Here is a 20,192-nt window from a genome sequence, read left to right on the forward strand (position 1 = left end):
ACGGTAGGGCGAGCGGGGCCGGCCATAAAAGTCGGCCCCTACTGGTATTGCGCCATGCTTTGAAGGAGATATAGATGTATTCCACCCGGGGAGCCGGCGGCGGCCGTAAGATTCGGTTCGTATCCGCCGCCATCGCGCTCATCGCGCTCGTCATCATTCTCGTGAACATACCGGCGCACGCGCAACCGGTCGCGTCGGAAATACAGTGGCTGTCGCTCGGACCTGCGGGTTCGCAGATCGGTTCGGGCAAGATCAATGCGTTTGCACAAGTCCTGAGCAACCCGAATATCATGTACACCGGTGGAGGCTGGGGCAATACCCCGCGCGAGTCGCCGGCGGAGGGAGGAATCTACGGCACAACCGACGGCGGCGCCACATGGACGCCGATGAACAACGGGCTTATCGGCCCCGACCGGACGATTTCGTCGGTCGTCAACGGGCTCTGGCTCGATCAGTCAAATCCGTCCGTGATGCTCGCCTCCACGGAGTTCGGCGGCACGTTCCGCTCGACGAACGGCGGCCAGAAATGGACCAATGTCGACGCTTCGGAAGCGACCCAATTCGACCAGGTAGGCGCCAAGGTTTATCTCGCGTCGCGGCGCGGCGTGCTGGTTTCCAGTGACGACGGCGCCACGTGGACCGTCTCGCTCGCCGACATTTCCGGAGCCAACACTGTGGTCACGGCGGGCGGCGCCACGTTCGCCGGAACAACGGCGGGAGACGTTTTCAAACTTAAGTCCGGCGGCTGGACCAAAACCGGACATCCCGGCACGGGGCCCATTCACGATTTGGCGGTGGATCCGTTCAACACCAAAATCGTGTACGCTAACGTCGACGACCCGTCGGCGTGGAATCAAAACCTGTACGGGTCCATCGACGGCGGCGTCACGTGGACTTTCGTCAATTGTCAGTGTTCCATCGGCCCACAAGCGATCGCGTTCAGCCTTGTGGTGCCGGACCGGCTCTACATGGGCGACGACGGCAGCGGCGTCATCTTCTACTTCACCGCCAATGGAAGCTCCCGTCCCACTCTGAACTTCGGTGCGGAGCCGTTCGGCGTCGACATGCGCTACATCATCCCGCTCCCGGCGCAGGTCAAGACCGACGATGCCTGCATGCTGCTCATGGACCAAGGCCTTTTCTACGCGCCGAGGTGCACGTCCGGAACGGCGCCGCCGCTTAACGAAAATGTCCCCAACACGCTCGCGTACGACGTGAAAGTGACGCCGAATGGAAAGGCGGCGACCGTGCCGCTTCAAGATAATGACGAAGCGAACAGCGTCGACGGCGGCAAGACTTGGAGCTACAGCGACGCCTCCAACGCAGGCGAAGGCGGCGAGTCGTTCATCGATCCTACGAACCCGGCGAATTGCTATTTCGCGCATCCTGATTCCGGACTATGGGTATCGTCCGACGGCTGCGCCAACTTCTCGGGTCCCGTCGTCGGTGGTATCGAATCGCTCACGTTCGACCAAGCCGTCCCCGGGAAGCTGTACTCGGTCCTCAACGCCGATGTCAGTTCGGCATACGTCGCCGTCAGCACGAATGCCGGGAACTCGTGGGCTCAAACCGGGTGGACATTCACCAATCCTTATCTGGTCGTCGTCTCACCCACCGACTCGAAGACCATCATCGTCGCCACCGGCACGGCCATGACCACCCCACATCTGTTCTACACACACGATGGCGGCACGACGTGGATTGAAGCGCACGGACTTCCGTCGCAAGTCCAACGCAACTCGACCATCTACTATCCTACGCATCGCTACTACGCGACGTTCGAACCGGGCAAGCCGAAGTCCATTCTCCTCGCCGATCACGACCCGACCACGGACAACGTGTTGATCTTCCGGAGCACCGACAACGCGAAGACGTTTTCGAAACTGAAGACGTTCCTGCAGCCGGTGCCGCCGCGCCCGTGGCCGTTCCTCATCTTCCAGAACAGTCACGAGCACGCTTCGAAGGACGTACCATACTACGCCACACGATTCTTCGGAAACCGGCTTGCGTTCAACCCTCAGGCTCGGACCGGCGAGACGCCGGCCGTCGTCCTGACGACGCGATTCGGCGCCTATGTCTCCTACAACGAGGGCACGTCGTGGTTACGGATCGACAACTTCTCGATCGCGCATCACTTCATCGGCGTTGATTGGAACAGCGGCTACGTGTTTCTCTCGACCTTCGGCCAAGGAGTAATTCGAAGCGTCGCCCGATTGCAGTAGCCGGGCAATCGTAAACGCGGCGCGGAATCCGCGGCGGCGGTCGGGCTAATCCCCGGCCGCCGCGTTTTTTTCACGCCGGCAGCCGTGCGGCACGTGAAAGCGCGGCGATGAGAGGACTATCGGACGAAGGAGCGAGCCGAATTCGAGCCGTAAAATCCAATCGCGCCGATAGCCTCTATCGACGCTTCCCAACGTTCGTGATCGGATAGCGATCGCACAACTTTCTGCGCGCGGGAGGATTCGGATGAGGACCAGCACCGTTGCCGCGGGAGCGACAGCTCTCGCCTTGGCTAGCTTGACGTTTGCCAGCCCTGTCTCTGCCCAGGGGTCTGTCGTGAGAGCGTTTCACGCGCCAACGCCGGTATTCTCAAAGGCGGTAGCCTTTGACGTATCCCGCCCGGTGCGGAGTCTGCCGCGCTATTTGGGCGTCACCCCGTTGCAAGGCGTTCAACAAGAGATCCGGCCGGAGAATAACGACGGGCCGTTCGTCAGACCGGTCAACGTGTTCCAAGACCCGGTCGTCCAAAGATATTTCGGCAACGACCCGACCGATAGATTGTTGATGAACTTCGAGGGTTTGAAAAACGGCAACAATCCGTTTCAGGTGGCACCGCCGGACCCGGACGGCACGATCGGGCGGAACAATTACGTCGAAATAGTCAATCTCGTTTTCGGCGTCTACGACAGACACGGAAACCTTCTCGCCGGACCAACGCAAATCGGCACCCTCTGGCAAGGATTCTCAGTGCCGGATTGCACCGACGAATCGGGCGACCCGATCGTGCTCTACGACCGGCAAAACAATCGCTGGATCCTTTCGCAATTCACGACCAGAGGACCGAATTTTTACAATTGCGTCGCGGTTTCGCAGACGGCGGACCCCGCGGGCGCATACTTCCGGTACGCATTCGCCGAGGGTCCGAATTTCCCGGACTATCCGAAATACGGAGATTGGAGCGACTCGTATTTGCTCAGCTCGCGTGATTTTGGAAACGACGGCAGCTACGGAATCAGCATCTACGGCCTCGAGAAGAGAAAGATGGTCCAGGGCGACCCGAACGCTCGAAGCGTACACTTCTTCCTCGACTCGAGCATACTGCCCATCGCACAGCTCGGAGACGGGCTGCTGCCGGCGGACGTGGACGGACCGCCGCCCGCGAACGGCGCTCCGGCTCCGCTTGTCGGAACGCAGAACATACTCGGCCCCTACGGCGCCACCACCGATGCGCTCAACATCTACGATTTGACGATCGATTGGCCCAACGGAACCGCGTCGCTCAGCAACGTTCTGCAGCTTCCGGTTGCCACGTTCAACTCCACGTTCCCGTGCGGCGCAAGCGGGCGCGCGTGCATTCCCGAGCCGGGCACTACGGCGAAAATCGACTTCCTGGGATACCGGCAGCGACCGACTTGGCGCCTCGCCTTCCGCAAGTTCCCCACGTACGAAACGATGGTCACCAATCAATCGGTGCAGGTGAGCGCCGGTGTGGCCGGAGTTCGCTGGTATGAAATCCGAAGAAACCACGGTGTCTACTCGCTCCACCAGCAAGGCACGTACGCGCCGAACGATGGCGTCAACCGCTGGATGGCGAGTGCGGCGATGGACAAACTCGGCAACATCGGATTGGGCTTTAGCGTATCGGACGGGACGAGCGTGTTCCCGGGCATCCGCTACACCGGCCGCAAGCGCACCGACCCGCTCGGCACGATGACCGCGCGCGAGCAAGTTCTAATGGCCGGCAGCGGATCACAGACTACGACCAACAACCGCTGGGGTGACTACACCTCGCTGAACATAGACCCTCTAGACGACTGCACGTTCTGGTACGTCAACGAATATTATCAGGCCACGTCGAGCGAAGGTTGGCAGACGCGGATCGGAAGCTTTAGACTCAGCGGCTGCTGATACTGCTACAACACCGTAGTTCGCACGTAACGGTCGAGATTTCTCGGCCGTTACGTTTTGCTGCGGCCCTTGAGAGCGCGCGCCAAAACGTAGGAAGCATCGGACCGTGCGAGGCTAATAATATCTTCAGTTCCGCGGGTGGCTATTGGTGGCTGTCGAAGCTCTAAGGATGCCTAGAACAAATAGCGCGCCATCCCACAATGGGAAGTCACACATATCAGCGGTTCTCGTCGCGCCGGGGAAGCCAGTCTCACTTGTCGACAAGACGCAGAGTCATTCGCGGCTCTCCGTCTCGCTCGACGTCGATACCGCCCTCAAGGTTCGAGACCTTGCGTTCAAGGAACGCACCAGCGACAGCGCCGTCGTCGAGGCCGCGTTGCGTGGTTTTTTCGATTCCGGAAATTCGTTGAACCTGCACGCCATTCTCGAACGCTTGGGAATCGCTCCGCGGCGTAGAAAAGCCTAGCGCATCGTTTCTCGGCGGGGACGTCTCCATTTCGTGCGGAAGTCCGGGCACGTATGCCAGGCAAGAATATCATCGTGCAAATGGCCGATCGGCTGCGCGCCGGCAAAGCCGCCGGCCCTGAAGGCGCAGCGCGACACGCCGCTTCTGAATCGTTTGCGTCGCGTCAATACATCCTCGCGCAGCTTGGAAAACGTCTGACCGAACGCATCGCCGCCGACCTCCGTTTCGCCAAGGTCAGATGCCTCGCAAAGCCCTCCTCCGACGAACCCGAACGGATCATGCTCGTTCGTAACGAACGCGTCGTCACGGTTCGCATTTCACCCGACAGCGAATATTTCAGCGTGGGCGGGTTCGGTCTGGGAAAACGATTCTCTGCAAATCCGGCTCATCTGCAAGGCGACGATATCGTTCTTTTAGTAGCCGATGAATCCAGCGTCAGCCCGTTCGGCACAGAAGTCACGGCTCTGGATTTTCTCGAAGACCTGCTGCCTAGTTAGAGCAGGCCGCGCTGCGGCTGCCTGCCGGAGCCACGTAGGGATCCGCCGGCGAATAGATCTGCTTCGCGTCGCCGTTCACGTCGACGGAATATTCTCTCCCCGCGCCGCACCAGCGCCGCAGATCGAACGTCGCGCCGTTTCGATCGAGCAAGATCACGTCGAGCCCGCGAAACTCTAAGGGCCGGCCCGATTGTAGCCGTTCGACCGTGCCGCCGCGCACGAATAGCGCCCGGCCGCCGCTGCCCTGAAGAAGCAACGTCGCGTTGCCGCTGCGGTCCACGGCTAGCGCCGAGCGCGCGTCCACACCGATTCCGCGAACGTCGTGGCCGCGCCGGCGCAGAAGCGCCAAGAATGCGGCGAGCCGCCCGAAGCGATCGCGCTGATGAAAGTGCGTGTCGGTGATGACATCGCGCAATGGCGGAAAGGACAAGAAATTCTCGGTGAAGCTGATCGCCGGCTCCTGCGGATCGGGCACGGCATCTGCCGTGTGCACGTCGTGCGTTCGATCCCCCGCGACCGCGTCGAAGGCATATTGGCCCAGTATCGCGAGTCCTGCGCTCGTGCCGCCCACGATGCCGCCGCGATCGTAGACTCTTTGCACGGCCGCCGCGAGCGGCCCGCCTTTCCAGATCACATAGTTCGCTTGATCCCCGCCTGCGAAGAACACGTTCTGTGCGCGCGACACGATCGATGCAGCGCGAGCGATCGCGCCGGCTTGCGAACATGGCGGCAGCAAGATGGTGCGCACCGAATTGAAGTGGGCGAGGCCGTGGATATACGTGTCGTAGTCGTTGCCGCCGCTCGCCCGCAGAACGACGACATCCCCGGCGTCACCCGCCGGCGATCCGGCTGCGTTGACTCCCATCCAGTGAAACGCAGCGTCGACGTCGGTGCCGCCGCCCATGAGCACGAGGCCCGGACCGCGCGGGGCGATCGACGACGGCTTCGCATTTCCCGCAGGCGGATAGAACGTCACCGGACACGCTGCGGCTCGCGCCGGAATGGGCGTCCACATCGCCAGCGCGGCGATGAGGATGATGACGAACGACTTCGCCGCGATCGTCACGCGTTCGCAACCGCCTCGACGTCGCGCCGGATCGCCGCCGCAAGCTCGTCCTTGCTCGCAAACCATTGTTGTTCGCGCAAAAAGCGCCAATCGCGCACGCTCACGAGTTCGCCGTAGATGCTCCGCGAGAATTCCAACAAGTGCACTTCGACGACGCTTTCGGAACCGCCGAACGTGGGCTTGTCGCCGATGCTCACAGCCGCGCGGTAGTCGCGGCCGTCGTGGTGCGCGAGGGCGGCATACACACCCGCGGGCGGCACGAGTTTACCCGACGGCACGGTCAAGTTGACCGTGGGGAATCCCAACACGTGGCCTTGCCCATCGCCGGTCCGCACCAAGCAGTTGAGCGTATACGGCGAGCCCAACAATTTGTCGGCCAGGACGAACTCGCGCTGCTCGATCAGATTGCGGATTCGAGAGCTCGAGACTTTATCGCCGTCCGATTCGAGAAGGGGCGCGGCTTCAAACGCGCTGCCGGCTTCTTTGAAGACGCGTTGCGCAAGCGCGCAATCGCCGGTCCGATTGCGTCCGAACCGCCAATTGTCACCGACGACGAGAAGCTTCGTCCGCAGCCGCGTCAGCAGCAGGTCGCGCAGAAAGATCTCTGCCGGAATCGACTGGATGCGCTCGTCGAATGGCAAGAGAAACAGCACGTCGAGCCCACAGGCGTCGAGTAGATTGATCTTCTCTTCGACCGTCGTCAATAACCACGGCGCGTGACCGGGGTGCAAGAACGCCTGCGGGTGATGATCGAAAGTCAGGGCGCCGGCGACGACGCCCGGCCGCCGCTGCGACAGCAGTTTTTGCAGCACCGCGCGATGACCGGCGTGCACGCCGTCGAAAACGCCGATGGACAGCAACAGGTCGGCGTCGGCCGAGTAACTTTCAAGGTTACGGACGATAAGCATAGAGCGGCCGACGTTCGCGCAGGCGGCCCGAGCGCCCTATGCCGCTATCGATTGGCGGGCTGGCCGGCACCTCTGACGAACGGGCGGACCATGGTTTCTCGACCGCCGGGCGACAGGGAGAGCGCACGGCTCACTTCCCTGCCGATCGTCATCGGACCGATCGTGCTCGCGCTGTGTTGGACAACGCTTGGGCTCGTCGCGCAAGCACAACACGCGTCATGTTGGGACGGATTCAAACTTGCGCGAGTCGCGGGTCCGCTCGCGCTGGACTACAAGTTCAATGATAATGTTGGCCCCGCGTTACCGCTTTTGACGTACGCGATGCAAGCTGTGTCCGCATACGTGCTCCTCTTCGTATTTGGGGTCGTCGCGGCGCAGCGAAGCGCACGGGCGATTCTCGTCGCGATCTCGCTCATCGGCACGATCGTCGTCTCACTCTTCTTCTGCGCCGCCTACGTCGCGACGTACGCCGATTTGGCGCGCGGCGGCTTCTTATGCGACCTGGGTTTTGAGCTGATCCCATTCGGCGGCTTTGCGTTAGCGGTAATCGTTGTCGCTGCCGGATGGCTGATCGGGTGGCTTGCCGGCCGCCGGCCTACGAAAGCAGCCGGCCGATGACCGACGGTCAGCCCGAACTGCGCCGGAGTCTCGGGCTTGCCGACATCGCCTTTTTCTTCGTGGTGGCAGGTTCGAATCTGCAGTGGGTGGCGACCGCCGCGGCCGCCGGGCCAAGCTCGCTGCCCGTGTGGGTCATCGGATGCGGCGCGATGTTCATCCCGCTCTCGATCGTGGTAGTATATTTGTCTTCACGTTATCCGGATGAGGGCGGCATCTACGTGTGGGCGAAGCGCGCATTCGGCCCGTTCGCCGGATTCATGACCGGTTGGACGTACTGGTGCGCCAATCTCCCATATTTTCCGGCGCTGCTCTACTTCACCGCCGGCAATGCGCTGTTCATCGCGGGCAGCAATGCAGGGTGGCTCTCGACGTCGCCGCTTTACTTCATCGGCGTCAGCATCTTCGGTCTCGCGCTGGGCACGTTCGTCAATGTGCTCGGCCTCGACGTCGGTAAACTGCTCAACAACGCCGGCGCGATGAGCCGCTGGACCGTGACCATCCTTCTCATCGCCCTCGGCGCGCTGATCTGGTGGAAGGCCGGCCCCGCCACGCCCATCACGATGTCCACGATGCGCCCCGGCTTCCACATCAAGGACTTGATATTCTGGTCGACGATCGCATTTGCGTGGACCGGGCCGGAAGCCGCATCGTTCATGGCGGGCGAGATCAAGAATCCGCGGCGCACCATTCCGCTCGGTTTGATCATCGCAGCGCCCGTCATCGCCGCTATCTACATCCTGGGCACCGCGAGCGTGCTGGCGGCTCTCCGGCCCGCCAACACGAGCGCACTGTACGGCGTCATGCAAGCGATCGGGCAAGTGGCGAATCACTTCGGCTGGGCATTTCTCACGCCGGTCGCTGCCGTGCTGGTGACCGTCAGCTGCTTCGGCAGCGTCGGCGCGTGGCTTGGCGCCGTCGCGCGTCTGCCGTTTGTCGCCGGACTCGACAAGTTTTTACCGGCTTCATTTGGCCGCATGCATCCGCGATGGGGATCACCGGTCACGGCGCTTTTAGCGCAGGCCGCGATAGCGGCGGTCTTCATCTTGCTGGGTCAAGGCGGCACCTCGGTGAAGGGCGCTTATGACGTGCTCGTCAGCACGACCGTGGTCATCACACTGGTGCCGTTCGCCTATGTCTTCGCGGCAGCGTTCAAGCTTCACGGGCGTGACGATGCGCAAGCGATCCGGATCCCGGGCGGAACGTTGACGGTGAGAATCGCCGCGTCGATTGGCCTAGTGACCACGCTCGGCTCGATCGTGCTCGCCGTCTTTCCTGCCGACGACGAGCCCAACAAGGTTCTCGCGGTGACAAAGGTATTGGGTCTCACGGCATTGATGATCGTGAGCGGCGTGGCCGTCTATCTTCGCGGCGCGCGCCGCATCACTCGTGACGCAGCGCTTCGATCGGATTGAGCTGCGACGCCCGCTGCGCCGGATAGAATCCGAACGCGATCCCGACCAACGCCGCGAACACGAACGAGAGTACGATGGACGACGGCGCGATCTGGATAGGCCAGCCAGCGCCCGCCGACGTGCCGAAAGCCGCTCCGATGCCGATGAACACTCCGATGATGCCGCCGGCGCACGAAAGCGCCACCGCTTCGACGAGGAATTGCATCAGAATGTCGCGCTCCCGCGCGCCGACCGCCATCCGGATCCCGATCTCGCGCGTGCGCTCGGTGACCGATACGAGCATGATGTTCATGATTCCGATGCCGCCGACGATGAGCGACACGGCGGCGATCCCAGCGAGCAGTTTGGATTGCACGTCAGCAGTGGCGCTCGCGGCCGCCTGGACGTCGGCGATGTTCCGCACGGAGAAGTCGTCGGGCGCTCGCGTCGTCAAGGCGTGGCGCAATCGAAGCAATGCTTCCGTCGACGAAACAACGCTTGCAACCGCATCGGGCGATTGGGCGGAGACGAAGATCGTCCCTAACCAACTCTGGCCGTTCAGCCGCAATTGCATGGCCGAAATCGGCACGACGACCTGGTCGTCCTGATCGCGCCCGAATCCGCTCTGTCCCTTGGCCGCAAGCACGCCGATCACCGTGAACGGCACGCTTTTGATGATGACCGAGCTTCCGACGCCGCCGCCGGATGGGAACAGATTCGACTGCACGGTCGCGCCGAGCACCGCCACTTTCGCGCCGCTTTTCACCTCATCGTCGCTGAAGAATCGCCCCTGACTCATCGTCCAGTTCTGAACCGACATCCACGAAGGCGTCGTGCCGACGATTGACGTGGCCCAGTTGTTGCCGCCCGCGACCACCTGGGAATTGGTGGAAGACATAGGTGCCACGTACGCGACGCCGGGCACGTCCGCCTGAATCGCCGTCGCGTCGCCTAGCTTGAGTGATTGACGGGCGCCGGCTCCCAACTGCACGCCGCCGGTGATGCTGCTGCCGGGCACCACGACGATGAGATTGCTGCCGAGGCGGGCTAATTGCGCCTGGACCGCCGCTTGCGCGCCGCTGCCGATGGCCATGGACGTGATGACCGCTCCCACGCCGATGATGATGCCGAGCATGGTGAGCAGCGACCGGAACGCATTGCGCACCAACGACTGAAACGCGACGCGAAGCAATCCGGCGGTATTCATGCGTGCGCTTCCGTCGACGCCCGAGCCGGCGTGGGCTGATCATCGAGCACGTGCCCGTCACGGAATGTGACGATGCGCTGCGACCAAGCGGCGACATCGGGTTCGTGCGTCACCAGCACGATCGTGATGTGGCGCTCTTCGTTGAGCGAGTGAAAAATGGCCATGATTTCCTGAGTGCTGTGGCTATCCAAGTTGCCGGTGGGTTCGTCGGCGAGAATGAGGGAGGGATCGTTCACGAGCGCACGCGCGATGGCGACGCGCTGCTGCTGGCCGCCCGAAAGTTCGGAAGGCGTGTGATTGAGGCGCTTGCCGAGGCCGACGGCTTCGAGCGCTTTTCGAGCGCGTTCGTGGCGCTCCTCGGCCCGAACGCCGGCGTAGGTCAGCGGCAATTCGACGTTCTCGATGGCCGAGCTGCGCGACAGCAAGTTGAAACCCTGGAACACGAAACCGAGTTTTCCGCTTCGAACCGCGGCAAGCGCGTCGCGCGAAAGATGCGAGACGTCGTCGCCTTCGAGGAGATACGTGCCTGACGTGGGCTGGTCGAGACAGCCGATGATGTTCATGAAGGTGGACTTGCCGGATCCGGACGCGCCCATGACCGCCAGGAATTCGCCGTTGTCCACGTGCAGCGTCACACCGTCGAGCGCCGCGACGTCTTCGGCGCCAACGCGGTAGACCTTATGCAGATCGCGGACGTCGATGACGTGCCGAAGAACGTTGTGCACCGCTCCATTGGTGTTCATCGACCAAACCCGGCGCCTCCCGCGATGGGGTTGGTTCCGCTGTATTGCTGCGTCAGCAGTTGTCCGACGATGACCTGGTCGGTCGGCAGAAGTTCGCCGCTCAGCACTTCGTAGTTGCGACTGTCCGAGATTCCGATGACGATCCGCACGGGAACCGCTTTGCCGCCGCGCAGAACCCACACAGTTGCATTTGAGCCGACGGCTCCTGCCACTGTGGACGTGCCCGAGGGCGCGGCACCGCCGCCGCCCGCCGCCGCGCCGCCCGATGCGCCGCCGCCCGGTGCTGCACCCGCCGGCGCGCCGCCCGGTGCTGCGCCCGCCGCTGCGCCGCCTGGCGCTGCGCCGCCCGCCGCGCCGGATCTAGACCCTCTTGTTCCGCTACTGCCGGCTAAGCCGGTCGGCTTGAACAGCAACGCCGCCGCCGGAATGGAGAGCACGTGACTGTGCGTCGTCAGAGCGATGATCACATCGGCCGTCATGCCTGGCTTGAGCCGGGATGAGTCGTCGTGCACGGCGACGATCGCGTCGTAGGTCACGACGTTTGAGACCGTTGTCGGGTTGATCCGGACTTGCTGAACCGTGCCCTGGAAGTTGACGTTCGGAAACGCCGGCACCGAAATCTGTGCTTGCGCGCCCGTCTTGAGCTGACCGACATCCGCTTCGCTCACCGATACATCGACTTGCATGTCTTTCAGGCTCGACGCGATGACGAAGAGGGTGGGGGTTTCAAGTGACGCGGCAACTGTCTGCCCCACGCTTACCGCGCGCGACACGACGATGCCGTCGATCGGGCTCGTGATGACCGCGCGCTGAAGATTGTATTCCGCCTGTTGCACTTGACCTTGAACGGCCGCTGCTTGCGCTGCCGCTGCGCTCGCCTGATACAACGCTGCGGCGTGCTGATCCGACGCCGAGCCGATTTGAATCGTGGTAGCGGAAGCCTGAGCGCGAGCTGCCGTAAGCGCGGCCTGCGTGGCGCTGACATCGGCGACGTTCGCGTTGTAGGTGGAGCGGTCGGTGTCCATCTGGCTCTGCGAGATATAGCCCTGCGCGAGCAGATTGACATCGCGCGTGATCGTGCTCTGCGAAAGTGCGAGCGCGGCCTGCGCTTTGGCGACGTTCGCCGCGGCCGATTTCACGTTGGCCAGTGAAACGTTAGCGGTGGCGACCGCCGCCGCGATCGCGGCCGAAGATTGCGACGCGGTGCTTGACGCGGCCGATGCGTTGGACTGCGCGGCCGCCAACTGACCGTTGACCTGAACCGCTGTGGCCTGAAGACTTGTCGGATCCAGCGTGGCGAGGACCTGGCCTTTGTGAACGATCGAATTGTAATCCACCGACAAGCTGTTGATCGTGCCGGACACCTGCGTGCCCACGGCTACCTCGTTCACCGGGTTGACCGTACCCGTCTCTTCCACCGTGCTGCTTATGTCCGCGTAGGCGACCGGCTTTGTGATATAGCGGGGAGCGGCGGCGCCGTTTGTCAGCGTCCGCACGATGGCCCAAATCCCAAAAATGAGCAGCACGACGCCGGCCCCGATGATCCACGGGCGCAGCGCAGGCGGCAGTTGTCGTTTGGCCGGCTTCCGTTCATTTACGGGGGAGTCAAATTCGGGACGCTCTTGCGATGGCTTGGTAGGTTCGGTTTCCGGGTAAGCGGGATTTTGTGTTATCATGACGCCCTTATCGTACCCTTCTTTCCTTAGAGACATACGTGGGTTCGATGAGAACGTTCTCATCGAAGCCACACGATTGTCCCAGGCGACGGCCTTATGCTTGCAGCGATATGTCTAATGCGCATCAGGAACTCGATGCCGACGTCCAAGCCATCGGCCGGGTATTCACGAAGATCTATAGCCGGAATTACGACCGCCACGGCCGCGGGGGTTTGACCGCCGCGCTCAAGCTTCTCGCCGAAAACGATCGCCGGGTCCTTTTGTACGCACTTCGGCGGCTGCTCGCTGTGCGGATCGATGTCGCCGCGGAAGCGCGGCTAGACCGCCATCTTGATGAAGTGCGCGGATAGGTATTTGCCCCACGTGTGCAGATCCGCCGCATCAAAGCACCCGATGCTCGGCCGCCCGAGCAGATATCCTTGAACGCCGCGTATTCCCTTGGATATGCCGCCGATCTGCGCCCCTGTCCGGCAGGCGAACTCGAGAATTTCAGCGTTTTCGACACCTTCGGCGATGACGTAGCTGTTCGCGCTCTGCGCGATCGCCACGATTTCCGCTATCATGCTTCGCGCTGCCTCATCGGTGAGCGCCTTTTTCATAAGCGAATAGTCGATTTTCACGTAGGCGAACGTCATTGTGCTCAGGATTTCGAGTCCTGACTTGTCCGAAACGTTGTCCAGCGCGAGCCTGACGCCAAGTGCGTTTAGGGCTGCCGCACGCGCGGCGAGCAGAGCGGCATTCAATGCCCCGGGTTTTGCGATCTCGATGACGATCTGTTGCGGCTGCAAACCCGCCGAGCGGCCCATGCCGACGAATTCGTGCGCGCTGAATTCGGGATGCGCGAGCGATTTCGGCGTGATGTGCACGAAGACCGTGGAGCCCGGCGGCAAGTTCGCGCTTGAGGCAAATGCCTTTTGTATGCAGCACCGGTCGAGTTCCGGAAGCATGTTCAAAGATTCGGCCGACTCGAATAGCTCGGCAGGCCCGTTCAAGCCGAGTTCGATGTGCGGACGCGTCAGCGCCTCAAATCCGAACGGACGACAAGTCGCGATATCCCAAATCGGTTGGAAGGCGACGTCGAGCAAACCCTCATCGATGAATCGTTTGAACGTCGCCGCCTTACGCGTGGAATTGACCCGCGCGGGCGCATCGATTTCATCGAAGCAAACGACGTTGTTTCGCCCGCGTTTCTTCGCCTCGTAGAGCGCGGCATCGGCGAGCTCGTATGGTTCGGTCGCCAGGTGCGCGGCGTCAAGAGCCACGTAGCCCACGCTTATGGTGGCGCCGAGCATGCTGCTTTGCGCCTCGACTCGAAGCCGCTCGAGCGCTGCCCGTGCGATGTCTCCACCCGTGTCGACGAAGATGATCGCGAATTCATCGCCTCCGACGCGGTACGCGCGATCTTCTCGCCGCAGCGTTCGGAACAGGCGCGCCAAGCGGGTGAGACAATCGTCACCGTGCTTGTGTCCGTGTTTGTCATTGAGAATCTTGAAGCCGTCAATATCTATGAGGGCGAGCGTCAGCGGGTGGCCATGCCGGTGAGCGCGGGCGACTTCTCTCGCGAAGTCGTCCGAGAATGCGCGGTGGTTGCCGAGCTGCGTTAGGCTGTCCGTGAGCGCGACGCGTTCCAGCCCCTCGATCCTCGCCGTCGTCGTCTGCTCGGTTCTCCGCCTCGATGCTTCGAGCTCGATGTTCGCGGCGGCCAATTCTTGCGTGCGCTCCACGCTCATGAACAGCTTACGCAGTTGCGACACCGCCCAGATGAGCACCCCGCATTCGACGCCGACCATGATCGCGTGCAGCGCGACGCGGCCCAAGCCGCCCTCGGTCGGGAACACGCGGCTTGGAGCGATGTAATTGAATAGAAGGTGATGGATCGATGTCAGCGCGGCGGAGATGGCGATCGGACGCCAATCGCAGAATGCGATGAGCATCGCGAATACCACGAAGAAGTACATGTGGTAGTCTATTTGAAGCCGGCCGGTGTTATCGAAGACGAAGAAAATTGGCATGGCGGTGAGCGCGACCGCGATGAGATTTCGGGTGGCGAGGCCGGAGGGCTTTGTGATCGCAAAGATCGTCGGCGGGATCAAGATGACCGTGAGTAGGATCAATTGCGGTCGCCAGTCGAGGCCGTTTAGCGCAGCCATGACGAGAATCACCGGCAAATGAAGCCACAGCAAGACGACGTAGAGTTTCGCTGCTCTCGTCCGAAGGATGACGAGTTCGCGGCAGTCGTCGATGGTCAGCTCCGAAGATCGCTTAGTCAAATGTCTTCTTCCTTACATGTGCTCCATAATATGTATCGGCCATCCAGCGTCTCAGCCCCGGCCTTCCATAGGTCAAGCCGCAGCCTGCCGTCTCATTTGTTCAGGCAGGTCGTTCTGGCCGCGGCCACAGCAAAGGCGCCGGCATTCCTACGTACGCTCAGCGCCTTAGCGGTATCAAGTGCCGTTCAGCGGGATTTTAGCGCCGACCGCTCCATGTCTATGAGGGTCCGCTTCCTATCCAATCCCCACTTGTAGCCTCCGAGTTCGCCCGTGCTTCGAATCACCCGGTGGCATGGGATTGCGATTGCGACGACGTTGCTGGCGCAGGCGCGCGCGACCGCTCGGGCCGCGCCCGGCTCGGCGATCCCCGCCGCGACCTCGCCGTACGAGCGCACCTCGCCGTAAGGAATCGTTTGAAGATAATTCCATACCCGCATCTGGAACGCGGTATGGAGAATGTCCAGCGGCAGATCGGTGAGAGGCTGGCCGCCCGATAGGTGCCGATTGAGCGCGTCGACCCACTTCTCAAATTCGGGATGTCGCGGCTCTCGCATCGGTCCGATCTCGGCCTGGGGATATTCGCGCTGAAGCATCTGGAGAAGCTCGGCAGCGGTGGCGCCGAATTGCACGAAGCACAGCCCGCGATCTGTGGCGCCGACCATCATGAGACCCACCGGGGAGTGGATCGTCGCGTACGTGATCTTCACATCTCGTCCGCCCGAGCGGTATTGACGCGGCGTCATGCCTAGGCGCGTGTCCGCTTGCTCGTAGACGCGGCTCGAAGATCCGTACCCGGCGTCGTAGACCGCCGTGGTGACGTCCTTCGCGCTCTTCAGATGCGCGCGGAGGTTGCGTAGCCGGATAGCGTTCGCGTATTGCTTGGGAGAAACGCCGACGATCGCTTTGAACCGGCGTTGGAAATGAAACGGGCTCAGGTTCGCGCGCTTTGCAAGCTCACTTAAGTTGAGCGAGGCGCCGCCCTGCGCTTCGATATAGTCGCAGACCTCCCGGATTCGATTTGAAGTCGCATCAACGGCTATGGCGGCTTGCGGCTTACAACGACGACATGCGCGAAAGCCGGCCTTTTCCGCGTCCCCGGCCGAACTGAAGAAGCGGACGTTTTTGCGGCTCGGATGGCGTGACGGACACGATGGGCGGCAATACACCCCCGTCGTGGAGACGCCGAAGTAGAACTCCCCATCTTGGCTTGGGTCTCTGCGTATGACCGCATCCCAGCGGCGCTTTTCGTCTAACAAATCTTCCTCCCGAATGTTCTTCTGCAAAACCCGCCAGGCGCACTCCCATAAACGCGGGTCACCCTCATCGTAGCCTTTACGTCGCGGCGTTTCTATCGCATTGTTGCGCTCGAATCTCGGCTCGGGCGAGCGAATTGTCGCACGCGTCGTCGATTTTAGCCGAAAGGTGGCTTTTGCAGCCACGCGAAACGACAGGTCGGCGCGCGCCTTCGAGCGAGTGCTGTCTGCCCATTGCGGTTCGGAGCAGCAAGTGATCGCCGTGATCATCGCAGCGGTCGTGGTAGCCGCATCGCCTACCCCGGCGGCCGCCCCCGCCGCTCTATCGACCACGCCGCTACGAGAAGTGGTGTACAAGGTGACCACATCCGAGTATGTCGACGACATCACCGAATCGTACGGCGGCGGCGAGGACGCGTTTGCTCCGTCTTCGACGATCGTGGGAGCAAAGAACGGAGTAGTCACCGTCGACGTGATGGCCAAACTCGACGATGGCGTTCTCGGCGTCCAGATATCGGAGCGGTGGAGAACTCTGCCGCTGCCACAGCGGTTCACCGGTATCGTTGCGCCCGATGGCACGGTGAAATTCCCGCCGGCCACGATCGATCCGGTGACGATCGAGCTGCTACCATTCTTCGCAACGCGCTTCGCGCCGGCCGGCGCGCTCGCAAACGGCTCCCATTGGACCGTCGTCAGCACGTACGACAAATCCGTGGTGACGACCGGGTACACGGTGACGTCCGTCGGCGCAGGTTCCGTTACGATTCGCAAACTGACGTCGATCAGTGCGCTCGGAAACGAGTCGATCGACGGCGCGATCGTCTTCGACCCGTCGACCTCGGTGCCGATTTCGGGCAAGCTCCGCGTGAAGCGCACCGACACTTTCGCCGACGGTCAAACGCAGCAGACGATCGACCTGACCTTTGAGCGAGTGTCCGACTCCGATCTAACGACGGCCACGCCGTAGCTGCCGGCGCGAACCCCATTGCCAGTGGAACTGATGAAGGCACAACCGACGACGCTGCGCGGCCGCGCGGTCCGGCTCGAGCCCTTGAGCGTGGATCACGTAGATCCGCTGACACGCATCGGCTTGGAACCGGAGCTTTGGCGCTTGAGCCCGACGCCGATGGCGTCCGCAGACGACATGCGGGCGTACGTCATGACGGCTTTGGACGAGATGCGGCGCGGCGTGTCGGTCCCTTTTGTTCTCATCGATCAAGCCACCGGGCATGTGGCCGGCAGCACTCGTTACGCCAATATAGATCCGGTTCACCACCGGCTCGAAATCGGATGGACATGGCTTACGCCGGCGCATCAGCGGACTGCGGTGAATACCGAAGCCAAGTTGCTGCTCCTCACCCATGCCTTCGAAGTCTTGGGAGCGATCCGCGTTGAATTGAAAACCGACGCTCTCAACGACCGGTCGCGCGCCGCAATTCTGCGAATCGGCGCCACCGAAGAGGGCACGTTTCGAAATCACATGATCACTTCGACGGGGCGCATCCGGAACTCGGTCTATTTCTCGATCATCGACGCCGAATGGCCGGCGGTGAAAGCGAAATTGCAGGCCCTTCTCGGCTCGTACTAGGGCAAGCCGTACTAGGGCAAGCATCGCTTGCCCATGGGTGAGCAATGCTCACCCTCTACGGAGGAAAAAAATGGGGCAAGCGATGTCGGGACTCCGGACCTAGATTACAGGGCGCGCTACGTGAAAACGCGCGCTGGTTGCAGTCGCGTACCAGTGGACTGGGCGGTTGCGACTGCCGTGCCCGAAATGCGTCCGTTTGAGGTGACGAGCACGTCGCCGGCCACCGATTCGTCCGCAACAATCACCACGTTTCCGTGACCGAACTGATGCGCGTCGTCCGGATTCAACGAGATACGAGGTTGCGTCAAGACTTCGAGTGGGTCGATGAGATAGGAAAACGGATCGGCGAGCAGCGCTTCTTGCGCGCACGCATCGGCAAGCACGAATGGCCCTGCAGCAGTCCGGACAAGCGAGTCCATGTGAGCTGGGATGCCGAGCAGGCTGCCGATCTCTTCGCACAAGGTGCGGATGTAGGTGCCGGCGCTGCATTCTACGGCGAGTCGCGCTCCCGAATGGCCGTACTCGAGGACACGTAACGAATATATCTCGACGGTGCGCGCCGGCCGCGCCACTTCTTCTCCACGGCGCGCGCTCTTGTACAAAGGTTGACCGCCGACTTTGACCGCGGAATACATGGGCGGGACTTGTGATAGAGGACCGACGAGGCCAGCGATCGTTTCCGGAAATGCGTCGCGCCAACCGGCGGGAAGTGCGCTTGAATGAGTCACCGCGCCCGATGCGTCGGCGGTGTCGGTAGCGGCTCCCAAGACGAGGTCGAATTCGTATTTCTTGCGGCCATCGCCTAAGAGCGGCAACAGCTTTGTGGCATGACCTACCGCGAGAACGAGCACGCCTTTGGCGTCGGGATCCAACGTTCCCCAATGTCCGAGAGGGATGCGACCCAAGGCGCGGCGCACGCGAGAACCAAACGCTGTGGACGTGATACCCGCTGGCTTGTTGGCGTTGATAAACCCGAAGGGGACGCTAGTGCCCGGCACGAGCCTCGGCTGCCATTTCAACGCGAATGGCGGCGAGCAAGGCGGCGAGTGCGGCGTCGAGCGGACCCGCGACGGTTGCGCCCGCCGCGCGAAAGTGGCCGCCGCCGCCGAGCAATGCCGCGGCCGCCATGACATTGACGCCTCCCCTCGATCGCATGCTCACGCGAAACGTGCCGTCGGGCGCTTCTTTGAGCAGCGCCGAGACCTCGCACTTGTCCACTGCACGCAGCGCGCCGACCACGTCTTCGAGATCTTCGTACGCGGCGCCGAATTCCGCCAACATGGCCCGCGTGACCACCGAGTAGCAGATGCCGTCATCGGTGAGCATGGCTGTGTCCAGCGCGCGCCCGAGCACTTTTTGGCCGGAGAACGTGCGCGTTTGATAGAGCTGTTCGTTGATGCGGTCTTTGTCGGCGCCGGCCTCCATAAGTGAGGCACAAAGCCGGACCGTGTGAGGATCGGCGTTGGAGTACATGAAACAGCCGGTGTCGGAAATGAGCGCCGTGAGCAGACACGTGGCGATGTCGGGCGTGACCGAAACGCCGAGAGCGACGACCAATCCGAGGACGATGCTGCCTGTGGCCGCCTCGGATTCCATGACGTAATTCCAACGTCCGAAGCGCTGATTGCCAAGGTGGTGGTCGAGATTGATGATGCGGTCGCGCGGCACCCATTCGAGCGCCTTGCCGGCGCGCCACTGATCGCTCATATCCATGAACACGAAGATGGCGTCGTCCGCAACGCCCTCGAACGTGCGCTGCGGGAGATCGGATTCGGGTAAGAAGCGCAGATTGTTCGGCACGTCGTCGTCGAGGAAGTAGACGACGTCCTTGCCGAGACTCTTGAGCGCGATGCCAAGGGCAAACCCGCTGCCAAGCACATCGCCGTCGGGCTTTTCGTGCGCGCACATGACGAACTGGCGCTTGCTTCGCAAGCATTCCAGCGCGCCTTTCGCGCCCTCCGGCACGTCGCTCGATCCGTTAGGCTTCATTATGCTCTCGCCGCTCATCCTTTCGCTGTACCTCGTCCAACATGTTCGCCATCCGCACACCGCGCGCAATCGATTCGTCGCGGATGAATGTCAAAGTGGGCGTGCGCCGCATGCGCAGCCGTTTTCCCAATTCGACGCTGAGGAATCCGGCGGCCGACTGCAAACCGGTGATCGTGGCCGCCGATTGCCGGCGGTCACCCATCGGACTTGCGAAGACCTTAGCCGTTCGCAAGTCGGGGCTCACTTCGCACTTCACGATCGTGACGAAGCCGACGCGCGGATCCTTCAACGATTCGTGGATGAGTTCGCTCAACTCGCGCACGACTTCGTGCTCGACCCGCTCCAGCCGTTGGCTCTTCGCGCCGGTCCGTTCAGGCATCTGGTTTTTCACC

At 62.1% G+C, this 20,192-nt stretch carries 19 protein-coding genes; 9 read left to right on the plus strand and 10 right to left on the minus strand.

Going from position 1 to position 20,192, the window contains the following annotated elements; genetic code table 11:
• The first annotated feature begins 74 nt into the window (after positions 1-74).
• The 4 genes from VII69_06370 to VII69_06385 all read left to right on the plus strand — a co-directional run bounded on the left by VII69_06370 (position 75) and on the right by VII69_06385 (position 5,091).
• Positions 75-2,222 carry a hypothetical protein gene (locus VII69_06370; protein HEY5094717.1) on the plus strand — a complete coding sequence of 716 codons (2,148 nt, stop codon included), beginning with the start codon at positions 75-77 and terminating at the stop codon, positions 2,220-2,222.
• A 334-nt stretch (positions 2,223-2,556) separates the two neighbouring features.
• Positions 2,557-4,128 (plus strand): hypothetical protein, encoded by a 1,572-nt coding sequence (locus tag VII69_06375; protein ID HEY5094718.1) that lies wholly within the window; start codon positions 2,557-2,559, stop codon positions 4,126-4,128.
• A 169-nt stretch (positions 4,129-4,297) separates the two neighbouring features.
• Positions 4,298-4,594, plus strand: coding sequence for a hypothetical protein (locus VII69_06380; GenBank protein HEY5094719.1), 297 nt, complete (start codon positions 4,298-4,300; stop codon positions 4,592-4,594).
• A 53-nt stretch (positions 4,595-4,647) separates the two neighbouring features.
• On the plus strand, positions 4,648-5,091 hold the full coding sequence (locus VII69_06385; GenBank protein ID HEY5094720.1) for a hypothetical protein: 444 nt from the start codon (positions 4,648-4,650) through the stop codon (positions 5,089-5,091).
• Here VII69_06385 and VII69_06390 read toward each other — a convergent pair.
• Both VII69_06390 and ribF read right to left on the minus strand, forming a co-directional pair.
• Positions 5,084-6,157, minus strand: coding sequence for a cyanophycinase (locus VII69_06390; protein ID HEY5094721.1), 1,074 nt, complete (start codon positions 6,155-6,157; stop codon positions 5,084-5,086). The genes VII69_06385 and VII69_06390 overlap by 8 nt on opposite strands.
• Positions 6,154-7,065: a riboflavin biosynthesis protein RibF gene (ribF, locus tag VII69_06395; GenBank protein ID HEY5094722.1), complete on the minus strand. Its 912-nt coding sequence runs from the start codon at positions 7,063-7,065 to the stop codon at positions 6,154-6,156. Before ribF ends, VII69_06390 begins: the two co-directional genes overlap by 4 nt.
• A 90-nt stretch (positions 7,066-7,155) precedes the next feature.
• Here ribF and VII69_06400 point away from each other — a divergent pair, with 90 nt between their 5' ends.
• Both VII69_06400 and VII69_06405 read left to right on the plus strand, forming a co-directional pair.
• Entirely contained in the window at positions 7,156-7,683 is a 528-nt protein-coding gene (locus tag VII69_06400; protein ID HEY5094723.1) for a hypothetical protein, read from the plus strand.
• Positions 7,680-9,095 carry an APC family permease gene (locus tag VII69_06405; protein HEY5094724.1) on the plus strand — a complete coding sequence of 472 codons (1,416 nt, stop codon included), beginning with the start codon at positions 7,680-7,682 and terminating at the stop codon, positions 9,093-9,095. Before VII69_06400 ends, VII69_06405 begins: the two co-directional genes overlap by 4 nt.
• Here the strand turns inward: VII69_06405 and VII69_06410 are convergent.
• From VII69_06410 to VII69_06420, 3 genes are read right to left on the minus strand one after another with little or no spacing between them, the layout of a single operon-like run.
• Positions 9,064-10,281, minus strand: a complete 1,218-nt coding sequence (locus VII69_06410; protein ID HEY5094725.1) for an ABC transporter permease — start codon at positions 10,279-10,281, stop codon at positions 9,064-9,066. The genes VII69_06405 and VII69_06410 overlap by 32 nt on opposite strands.
• Positions 10,278-11,024, minus strand: coding sequence for an ABC transporter ATP-binding protein (locus tag VII69_06415; protein HEY5094726.1), 747 nt, complete (start codon positions 11,022-11,024; stop codon positions 10,278-10,280). The genes VII69_06410 and VII69_06415 overlap by 4 nt, the downstream gene beginning before the upstream one ends.
• Entirely contained in the window at positions 11,021-12,700 is a 1,680-nt protein-coding gene (locus tag VII69_06420; protein HEY5094727.1) for an efflux RND transporter periplasmic adaptor subunit, read from the minus strand. The genes VII69_06415 and VII69_06420 overlap by 4 nt, the downstream gene beginning before the upstream one ends.
• Before the next feature lie 110 nt (positions 12,701-12,810).
• Between VII69_06420 and VII69_06425 the strand changes: the two genes are divergently transcribed.
• Complete coding sequence (locus VII69_06425; protein ID HEY5094728.1) at positions 12,811-13,050, plus strand: hypothetical protein; 240 nt, start codon at positions 12,811-12,813, stop codon at positions 13,048-13,050.
• On the opposite strand, the gene VII69_06430 is transcribed toward VII69_06425, so the two are convergent.
• Positions 13,018-14,970, minus strand: coding sequence for an EAL domain-containing protein (locus VII69_06430; GenBank protein HEY5094729.1), 1,953 nt, complete (start codon positions 14,968-14,970; stop codon positions 13,018-13,020). The genes VII69_06425 and VII69_06430 overlap by 33 nt on opposite strands.
• 185 nt (positions 14,971-15,155) lie before the next feature.
• On the minus strand, positions 15,156-16,226 hold the full coding sequence (gene ada / locus VII69_06435; protein ID HEY5094730.1) for a bifunctional DNA-binding transcriptional regulator/O6-methylguanine-DNA methyltransferase Ada: 1,071 nt from the start codon (positions 16,224-16,226) through the stop codon (positions 15,156-15,158).
• A gap of 166 nt (positions 16,227-16,392) precedes the next feature.
• Here ada and VII69_06440 point away from each other — a divergent pair, with 166 nt between their 5' ends.
• Positions 16,393-17,190 (plus strand): hypothetical protein, encoded by a 798-nt coding sequence (locus tag VII69_06440; protein HEY5094731.1) that lies wholly within the window; start codon positions 16,393-16,395, stop codon positions 17,188-17,190.
• 33 nt (positions 17,191-17,223) lie between these two features.
• A complete protein-coding gene (locus VII69_06445) occupies positions 17,224-17,811 on the plus strand; it encodes a GNAT family protein (GenBank protein HEY5094732.1) in 588 nt (195 codons plus the stop codon).
• A 116-nt stretch (positions 17,812-17,927) separates the two neighbouring features.
• Here VII69_06445 and truB read toward each other — a convergent pair whose 3' ends face one another.
• The 3 genes from truB to rbfA are packed head-to-tail and all read right to left on the minus strand — an operon-like array spanning position 17,928 to position 20,179.
• Positions 17,928-18,809, minus strand: a complete 882-nt coding sequence (truB, locus tag VII69_06450) for a tRNA pseudouridine(55) synthase TruB (protein HEY5094733.1) — start codon at positions 18,807-18,809, stop codon at positions 17,928-17,930.
• Positions 18,796-19,800 (minus strand): bifunctional oligoribonuclease/PAP phosphatase NrnA, encoded by a 1,005-nt coding sequence (locus tag VII69_06455; protein HEY5094734.1) that lies wholly within the window; start codon positions 19,798-19,800, stop codon positions 18,796-18,798. Before VII69_06455 ends, truB begins: the two co-directional genes overlap by 14 nt.
• Positions 19,790-20,179, minus strand: a complete 390-nt coding sequence (rbfA, locus tag VII69_06460; GenBank protein HEY5094735.1) for a 30S ribosome-binding factor RbfA — start codon at positions 20,177-20,179, stop codon at positions 19,790-19,792. Before rbfA ends, VII69_06455 begins: the two co-directional genes overlap by 11 nt.
• Positions 20,180-20,192 lie beyond the last annotated feature (13 nt).

The organism is Candidatus Eremiobacteraceae bacterium (genome assembly GCA_036511855.1).
In the GTDB taxonomy this organism is placed as follows: Bacteria; Vulcanimicrobiota; Vulcanimicrobiia; order Eremiobacterales; family Eremiobacteraceae; genus JABCYQ01.